Source organism: Arthrobacter sp. 10T413_2 (assembly GCF_056394205.1).
Window position 1 is genome coordinate 1 of record NZ_JBFTHK010000183.1, and the last position, 8,316, is coordinate 8,316.

9 protein-coding genes and 1 pseudogene are annotated in these 8,316 nt (G+C 59.3%); 8 read left to right on the forward strand and 2 right to left on the reverse strand.

Going from position 1 to position 8,316, the window contains the following annotated elements; translation table 11 throughout:
- From AC1DBQ_RS19610 to AC1DBQ_RS19635, 6 genes and pseudogenes are all read left to right on the forward strand, one after another.
- Window positions 1-373: pseudogene (locus tag AC1DBQ_RS19610) on the forward strand (SIR2 family protein); the annotation flags it as partial.
- Window positions 360-2,360 carry an ATP-binding protein gene (locus AC1DBQ_RS19615; protein WP_476930098.1) on the forward strand — a complete coding sequence of 667 codons (2,001 nt, stop codon included), beginning with the start codon at window positions 360-362 and terminating at the stop codon, window positions 2,358-2,360. The pseudogene AC1DBQ_RS19610 and the gene AC1DBQ_RS19615, both read left to right, overlap by 14 nt.
- 357 nt (window positions 2,361-2,717) lie before the next feature.
- Window positions 2,718-3,044 carry a histone-like nucleoid-structuring protein Lsr2 gene (locus tag AC1DBQ_RS19620; protein ID WP_476930099.1) on the forward strand — a complete coding sequence of 109 codons (327 nt, stop codon included), beginning with the start codon at window positions 2,718-2,720 and terminating at the stop codon, window positions 3,042-3,044.
- Between the two features lie 471 nt (window positions 3,045-3,515).
- Entirely contained in the window at window positions 3,516-4,010 is a 495-nt protein-coding gene (locus AC1DBQ_RS19625; protein WP_476930100.1) for a VanZ family protein, read from the forward strand.
- Window positions 4,011-4,363: 353 nt separating this feature from the next.
- Window positions 4,364-4,969, forward strand: coding sequence for a DUF1214 domain-containing protein (locus AC1DBQ_RS19630; RefSeq protein WP_476930101.1), 606 nt, complete (start codon window positions 4,364-4,366; stop codon window positions 4,967-4,969).
- Window positions 4,966-5,628 (forward strand): DUF1254 domain-containing protein, encoded by a 663-nt coding sequence (locus AC1DBQ_RS19635; protein ID WP_476930102.1) that lies wholly within the window; start codon window positions 4,966-4,968, stop codon window positions 5,626-5,628. Before AC1DBQ_RS19630 ends, AC1DBQ_RS19635 begins: the two co-directional genes overlap by 4 nt.
- A 168-nt stretch (window positions 5,629-5,796) precedes the next feature.
- Here the strand turns inward: AC1DBQ_RS19635 and AC1DBQ_RS19640 are convergent, their stop codons facing one another.
- Window positions 5,797-6,174, reverse strand: a complete 378-nt coding sequence (locus AC1DBQ_RS19640) for a DUF6924 domain-containing protein (protein WP_476930103.1) — start codon at window positions 6,172-6,174, stop codon at window positions 5,797-5,799.
- Window positions 6,175-6,515: 341 nt separating this feature from the next.
- Between AC1DBQ_RS19640 and AC1DBQ_RS19645 the strand changes: the two genes are divergently transcribed.
- Window positions 6,516-6,947 carry an SRPBCC domain-containing protein gene (locus AC1DBQ_RS19645; protein ID WP_476930104.1) on the forward strand — a complete coding sequence of 144 codons (432 nt, stop codon included), beginning with the start codon at window positions 6,516-6,518 and terminating at the stop codon, window positions 6,945-6,947.
- A 123-nt stretch (window positions 6,948-7,070) separates the two neighbouring features.
- Here the strand turns inward: AC1DBQ_RS19645 and AC1DBQ_RS19650 are convergent, their stop codons facing one another.
- Entirely contained in the window at window positions 7,071-7,601 is a 531-nt protein-coding gene (locus AC1DBQ_RS19650; protein WP_476930105.1) for a hypothetical protein, read from the reverse strand.
- Between the two features lie 108 nt (window positions 7,602-7,709).
- Here AC1DBQ_RS19650 and AC1DBQ_RS19655 point away from each other — a divergent pair, with 108 nt between their 5' ends.
- A complete protein-coding gene (locus tag AC1DBQ_RS19655; protein ID WP_476930106.1) occupies window positions 7,710-8,270 on the forward strand; it encodes a putative immunity protein in 561 nt (186 codons plus the stop codon).
- Window positions 8,271-8,316: the final 46 nt, after the last annotated feature.

Consider the following 8,316-nt stretch of genomic DNA (forward strand, 5'->3'; position numbering starts at 1 on the left):
GTTCCAAACCAAGGTGGTACAGGAGCAAAGTGTTCTCGTGACCCTGGGGTATAGCTTCGGCGATGAGCACGTCAACAACATCATCTATCAGGCCCTCACCATMCCCACCTTCAGACTGGTGATCTTCGCCAAACCTGAGTTGGGTACTGAAATCTCGAATGAGCACGTAAGGAAGCTTCAGGACCTGAAGGATCCACGCATCTGGGTCATCGGGACCGAAGACTCGAACTCGACGTGGAAAGCTCATTACTTCAATCAATTCGTCGCAGACATCATGCCTTCGGGCGACAACGACCCCGCCGAGAAGGCCATCGGCAACGTGATGGATCTCTTCGCTTCCTTCCAAAAGGGTGGCAACGATGGCGACAACTGATGCACGTCGCAGGCGACTTGGGACGATTGTTGACGTGAACGCCGAGCGGTTTAGGGTGGAGATGACCGAGGCGGCCGACGGATATACGCTGGTCGGCTTCGATKACCAGCACTACGTGGCGCGCATCGGCTCCCTTGTCCTGATTCCGCTAACAAACCTCTACGTGGTCGCCGAAGTCACAGGGCTGCAAGAGCGTCCCGACGCTGGACCGGTTTCAAGTGCCTCGAAATCGATGGAAGACATTACCCAGGTCTCATCACGCCAACTCTCCCTCACGCCTCTTGGCAGCCTTCCGTTCGATGAGACCGAAAATTTCTCCTTCGGCGTTTCGGAGTTCCCTCCTCTATATGCAGACGTTCTGCACGTCGAAAACCGGGACCTTGACCGAATTCTCAACGTGGCGAACCAAGAAATCGCGATTCCATATTCTTCTCCGGAAGCGACGAAGCTTAGAAGCCTCACGATTGGTACCTCGGTCGTGTTCAACGACTATGAGGTCAAGATCCGGATCAATGAGTTCTTCGGCGCCCACTCCGCCATCCTTGGTAACACAGGCAGTGGAAAGTCATGCACTATTGCCAGCCTCTTGCAGGCATCACTTGGTAAAAAGACCCAGGCTCCGGCAGGCGGAAGCACTTTCATCCTGTTCGATACCAACGGCGAATACCGCCGGGCTTTATCAGAGCTCCCCGATCCGATCCACCGCACATATGCTCGAATTTCCCACCGACAAGCAGCGCCCCTCGAGCCGACCGATCAGGTCAACGAACGAGAAGAGTCGCAGGAGTTCCGGCTCCCGCATTGGCTCCTCACGCCCGAGGAATGGGAGCTCTTACTTCAGACGAGTGATCGTGTTCAACGCCCGGTGCTGCGCAACGCCCTGGGACTGACCTCGTTGTTTGCTGAAGACACAGCTGGGGACTTGAAGGATCTCAAGAACCACATTCTGGCTTCCTGTCTCCAACATCTGCTGCGTGACACTGAGAATCACACCTCAGCCAAACACCGCATGCGCTCCCTCCTTAACGTGTACGGATCGGATGAGATTTCCGTCAACGGTGTTATGCACAACAGGCAAGTCCGTTACGGTCTTTTTGATGATAGGGACATCGCAGATATTGAGAGTACGCTGAAGTCATTCATACTGCAGGATGCGGAGATTCCGGCGTACCGGCAAAATCCTTTCAAGTTCTCAGACCTTGAAACTGCCCTTGACATGGCAATCCTTTACGAAGAGAGCCATGGAAACAGCCGGGTCCGCGATTACTGCTCAACACTTCTCACCCGGGTCAAAGCTCTTCAATCGCGCGACGAATTTGAGTTCCTGCGAGCTGATCCGGGCCAGGACCTGGTTAGCGATTCTCGTGATAGTTTCGTTGACAACATTCTCGGCATCGGCCGGAACGGAACTCACCTGATCAAGCGCGCTCAGGTATTCATCCTTGATCTCAKCACCGTAGACGACGAGGTGGTAGAGGTCGTGTCTTCCGTCGTTACCAGGCTCGTGTTCGACTGTCTCCGACGAAGCAGCATCAKAAACGCGTACCCCGTGAATCTKGTTCTCGAAGAAGCACATCGATACGTTCCGAGCCAGCCGGCCTCCGCAAGCACTCTCGACGCTACGAAAATTTTCGAGCGTGTGGCCAAGGAGGGGAGGAAGTATGGGCTCTTCCTTATCCTCTCTTCGCAGCGGCCGAGTGAACTGTCTGGAACGGTCCTGTCCCAGTGCTCGAACTACATGATCCATCGCATTCAGAATCCTGAGGATCTTCACCACATACGACGGATGACTCCGTTCATATCGGAATCGGTACTCAATAGGCTGGCCTCCCTGCCGAAGCAGCACGCACTGGTGTTCGGAACGTCGGTTAGTATTCCCACTACTTGCAAGATCCGAACTGCTTCTCCGCTGCCACACAGTGATGACTCGGATGTAAGCACCTACTGGTACAGATCGCCAGGCGAAGTCACTGCTCTGCCTGTTTAGGGAGACCGATGCGACGCCGGCTCAGCCACTACGGGGTGCAACCAGGACGGTTCAACAGTAGACACTCCGCCGTGGCTGAGCTCTCACTGTGGCTAGTCGGCTGCGTTTTCCCGCCAATCTCTGGATGCGGGTGCAGGACGCCGCTGATGGTCAGAACCCGGCGTCGTTATCAAGCTTGGTCATAAGCCCCTGGCCACCGTTTTTAATCGTTGCGACGGATTCGTACCAGACCGATCGGACCTAGTCCCTGAAGAACGCGGGGTCGTTTCGGTGCTGTTCCTGAGTGAAATAGTCTTGAGGTCACGGTAGGTGTTGGCTTGGGGGACGACGGCTCAATCCCAAAACGAAGGAACCCCATTGGCCCGCAAAATTCACGTCCAGCTGATCGATGACATTTCAGGTGAGAATGCTCAGGAAACCCTCCGCTTCTCCCTCGATCGCGTCGAGTACGAAATCGATCTGGCGGAGGAAAACGCTGCCGGATTGCGTGCGGCACTAGCGCCGTTCATCGCCCGCGGACGGCGCGTCCGTGGCGCCTCCGGGAACCGGACTGCGGGTGCAACAACAACCAGCAGGCAAGAGACGCAAAAGATTCGTGAGTGGGCCCTGGCCAACGGGTACAACCCCAGCTCCCGGGGGCGCATCAGCCAGGACATCAGGGAAGCCTACGAGCACGCGCACTAACCAGTTCACGCGGCCTACGGGACAAGCGTTTTGCGGGCGGGGTATATGCGAATCCAGGGTCCCAGCATCTGTATGGGATTTTTCGCGGCGGGGGAGCGGGCCGAGGGTGTCGCGGTGGGGGACCGGCTAACGGGCGCCTCGGACGCCCTTATTGCGGATCGTTCGCACTAGCTATTCCTGGGTTCGCCCGACGACCTCTGCCAAAAACTTAACTCAAGGTTCGGACACCTACCTTGCGCGAACGCCCTGGTCCGTTGGCCAGAAACCCGGTGGGAAGACCCACTCCGGGCCTACTAATTCTTCCGTCGGCCGAAGCCCCATCCAAGCGCTAATGGCCCTCCGTCGGCTCACAGGAGCACGACAGGTTCCGTCTGTAACGTCCTCCTGGTGGATGTACAACCGCAACCCATCGCAGCGACGGATGATGTGCCGAGCTGGCAAGTCACCACGAAACGGGCAAAAGCGGAGACCGTGGCCATCTTCGCCGTCTTCGCTGTCTACGCGGCCTTCCTCCTAAGATTGCTTCTGTTCTCTCGCGCACCGGGTTCGGAGAGATCGATCAATCTCATCCCGTTCGCGAGTATCGCGGAATATGTGTCCAGCCACTCTTCCGGGACCGCGAGAGTGGCATTCGCCAACGTCGTCGGGAACATCCTGATCTTCATCCCGCTTGGAGTCTACGTATCGTGGCTCCGACATCGGGCGGCCGCATGGCTGACCATGCTCACGGTCGCCTCGGTCAGCGTCGCTGTAGAGATCATCCAGGGCGTGTTTGCGGTTGGAGCATCGGACATCGATGACGTGATCCTGAACTGCGTCGGAGGAATCATGGGAATCCTCACATTCAGGCTGCTTTCCGTGGTCCTGCGTAACCAATCCCTAGTGCGGACCGCGATGGCCGTGTGGTCACTGCTTGCGCTGCCCGTCTGGTGCTACTTCCTCTTCGTCGTCCKACTACACATTTGAGCACACCCACCATCCTCTGCCTCACAGCAGATCGACCACCCAGAGGCCAACCAGATCCGCAGGGAGCTGTGGGTGCGGTCGAAGATCGTCCCGGGCGCCACCGACGTCGGGCGCGAGCAGGCGTACCCAGCGACGCTTGTGTAAGCCTTTGGTCTGTCGTTGGAGGGGAATCAGGCTAGGTTTTCAATCATGAATGCTAAAACGCGGAAGCCGTGGTTCCGACCAATMAAGGCCAACCCTGKCTGGCATCCCGGTTCGTTGCAGGGCGGGGCTGACCAGTGGGGTCATCGTCGCTGCGATGGTTACCGTTGTCGTGCTGTTCAGAACTGGGGTGCTGTGATGCGGATGTCATCGTGAGCGGCTTCCTTGCCTGGGTCGCGGGTTCGGGCATAGTGCAGGGTCTGATCATGGGCCTAACCTTCGCGTACCTGACCACCGTCCTGGTCTTGAACGCCGTGGCGAAGACGGAGACGAAGACCGTCAATGGCTGGAGTGCTATTCGCAAAGCTGGCCATCCAGGCAACGGACTACTGGTTCGTGCGGCCTTGCAGAAGGCGCTCCCGGTTGTCAACGTGTTTGAAGAGGCCGCCTACTGGACAGCGACCAGGGATGACGCGGGGAAGCGTCTGAGTGGGGAGCATGCGTATCGCCTTCATTTCTCGGTAGGTCAGCTTCCACCGAATGATGCCTTCTGGTCGCTTACCGCGACGGACACCGTCGGCTATATGGTCAACGCCCCAACCGGGCGGGCAAGCGTGAATGACMACTCTGGTCTCGTGACGAACGCCGACGGCTCAGTCGACATTCTGCTCCAACCGAATCAGCCATCMGGTGCGGTGCAGAACTGGGTAGCGACACCGCCCGGCCGGTTCAAGCTCATGCTCCGCGCCTATCTACCCGGAGCGGCCATCGTAGACGGCCGGTACGAGGTTCCGCCGGTCGTACGGGTGGAGTCATGAATCGCCTGATCCTGAAATACGCCACTCCGGTGACGATCGCCATCCTGGCAATCTTCGCGTGGGTCACCTATAGGCGAATCGGGGCCGGCGGTTTGGGCTCGATCATGCTGCTGGTAGGGACAACTGTGGCCATCTGGGTAATCGGTACGTTCGTCTTCATCTTCTTCTGGCCGCGGATCACAGTGKGCGGCTTCAAACGAATATTTKTCCGGCGCGGGCTGGGTGGCGGGCCGATCCCTGTGAACACGATTTATGCCGTGCCARAGAGCCCGTCCCAGTCCGCGTTGTCCGGCAGTGTCATCGCGACCGGCACCGACGACGTCCTGTATTTTGGCGGTTGGTTGGATGTCAACGCCGGACCACAAGTGCTGCATGTGCCCGAGATGGAACAGCGCTATTACAGCGTGCAGTTMACCGACCCGATCAGCGGCGCMAACTTTGCCTATGTGGGCAAACGCACCACTGGAACCGCTAACGGCGACTTCCTCCTCTGCGCACCCACATGGCACGGCGATACGCCACGCGGCATGACCCGGATCAACGTCCCCCACCACGCCGCCCTGCTGATCGGTCGGGTCTTCGTCGCCAACGAAGATGACCGCCACACCGCATGCGAACTCGCGAAGCTGATCCAGCTCACGCCAGCAAAAAGAGCGTGAGCATCCGCGAAACCCGATCACACCACGCCCCCGGAACCCGCCACCCACAAGGCGCCCGGTCACGGATCCCTTAGCGTGCATGCTCGAGGGGCCTGAACGCGCTGATGTTCTACGAGAGGGGGTACATACGCGCTGTACCTACCACCGCTGCAATAGGAACCGCAGCGGTCAGGCAAAATCCCTGAAGACACCGTCGTCGTCGGTGCTTTCCGCGAATTCCGCCCAGTCCATGTTCGCGATGTTCAGGTTATTTTCGACTCCCCAGAGTTCGCGCGTCAYGCATCGGAACGGCTGGTGCGTCTCGTTGCTCAGATCGATGACCCGAACCGGATGCCCGGGTTCAAGCGCGGGACTGTCTTCCATGAACAAGACCGATACATGTTCATCACTCGCTTGGGCTGCCTGGCGAACTTGCTCCCAGTCGACCCCTTCCCACCCAATGTCATCAACGACCGTGACGTAGGCGCGAAAGCCATCTTCATTCTTGCTGAGCACAGTGGAAAGTGCGTCCGCCCAAGCCTGTTCATTGTCGAAAGCTGTGCGCACCAGGAGGGAGGACTGTGTGCTTGGAAGTATCAACATGCGGTCATAGAAGCACACTTAGGGCGTACCGATCTCGGACGCGCCGCGATTATCGGTGCCGGACCCAGGTCATAAACGGTGCGCAGCAGGTTATGACAGCCAACATTCACCGGCATTGKGTTTTGATGTGCGGCTTTCGACCACCCTGCGCCTCCTCGGCCGGTTCAGCTGACCCCGCCATTAACCGTCGATCTTGACCTGGGCTTCCTGCCCTGACGCCCAGGCGTGGGCGTTCCGATTCGGCGGAGTAGTGTCGGTGCCAGGCGGTGCGACCGCCCACTGCTTCCGACTGATAGGGGAAGGCAATGACTGGGAAATATGTGGCCACTTCAACGATTATGATCGAGGCGCCAACAAGCCGTGTATGGTCCGTACTCACCGACCGTGACGCAATMGAAGAGTTCATGTTCGGCACGAAGGTCGTGACCKACTGGACAATCGGCGGCCCGATCGTCTGGCGAGGCGTTTGGGAAGGCAAGGAATATGAGGACAAGGGCACTATCCTCGAATTTGAACCCGGCCGACGACTCGTGAACACGCATTTCAGCCCGCTGGGCGGCCACGAGGACAAGCCCGAGAATTACCACACCCTCACGTGGACTCTGGAGGGCGGGACCGGCACGACGAATCTGACGCTCTCACAGGACAACAACGCAACCGCCGAGGAAGCTCAGCACTCGAAGGGCATGTKGGACATCCTTGTGGCAGATGTTAAGGCAATCGCCGAGCGAGAATAGACCATACTCCGGCGCCGCTKAGACTTCCGCCTKAGCAACTTCAGCCCTCCGGTTCCGCACCGCCCTCAAACGCTCCCCGTTCGGGACATCACTTCGCCGAAYCTCGGCGGGGCGGCTGTCMGGTCACGGGCGATGACGAGCGGGCTGCCGCTCACGGCAACCCAACAGGTAGACGCCGAAGGCATAGCTGCCCAGGGCAATGGCCAAGAGCGAGGCCATGATCATTGAGCTGAAGTCCTCACCGTAATTKAGGAAGCTGCCACCATTGAAACCGGCTCCTAGCACGCAGACGAAACCCACTGCCGTCGTCGTTACAGCCGCACGGTCGTGGCTGCCAATCGCCTGGAGAAGKGCAGCCAGAGAGCCAATGACAGGAAGCAGGCCCAGCCCCGCGTGCAGAGTGAGCCACAGACCCCCACCCTCCGTGACGGCCCAACCCAGGCTCTGCACGACCCCGCTGAAGTACTCCGGCGGGTTGGCGCCGGGATGCGATTCAGGGATCTTGACGAAGAGGTTGACKACCGTGCCCAAGAGGTACTGGACCAGAAGGGCGATGACGAGCCCGAATTCTGTTCGGAGCACGAAATCTCGGCGGCGTACCCCCGCGCGAGGTTCCACATCGAGGCTCTGTCCCGCCTCGTAATCTTCCGCCACAGTGACCTCCGGTTCAGGACGATGGCAGCGATCATACGGCACCAGGGAAAGCCGGTCCCCTGAGCCGCTGAAGGCTCGCCTTGCAGGCTCCCGTGCAAAAATGCTGGCATGCCCTCCCCGCAGTCACTGAGCGAAGCTGATCGCCGCCTGGTCGCAACGTGGGCGGCGGATTGTGCGGAGCGAGTCCTGGCCCTGTTCGAGACGGAGGCTCCAACGGACGGGCGACCACGTGATGCCATCGCTCGTACTCGGGCGTTTGCTAAGGGTGAACTTGATACCGCCGGACAGATTCGACTGCGCTTCATTGCTGGTCGGGCCGCGCATGCAGTGCGCTCTCCCGCGGCTGTGGCGGCCGCCCGGGCTGCTGGACAAGCTGCCGGCGTCGCTCACATGGGCGCACATGCTCTCGGCGCAGCCGCCTACGCCGCGAAAGCGGCCGGGTTGGCCACTCCGGATCAAGCCACGGCCATCTCCGACGAGATCTCCTGGCAACTCGAGCACATGAATGCGCAAGTGAGGGCAGCGCTTCAGCAGTTGCCACCACTTGGTGAGGACTCCGCGGGCCCGCTCGGTTCCGGACTTCTCGCGTCGGGCATCCTTGGGTCAATCATCCGGAAGATTCAGGCCGCTATAGACACGTCGCCAACGACCGGGCGCAGTCAAAGGTGACTGTCGGCACTCCCCCGGTTTTGTCAGCGCTGGTCGAAACGTGAGC

What these genes read in the sequence shown, in the direction of transcription:
- AC1DBQ_RS19655 (WP_476930106.1), top strand. Translation starts at nt 7,710, where the DNA reads ATGCCCTCCCCGCAGTCACTGAGCGAAGCTGATCGCCGCCTGGTCGCA.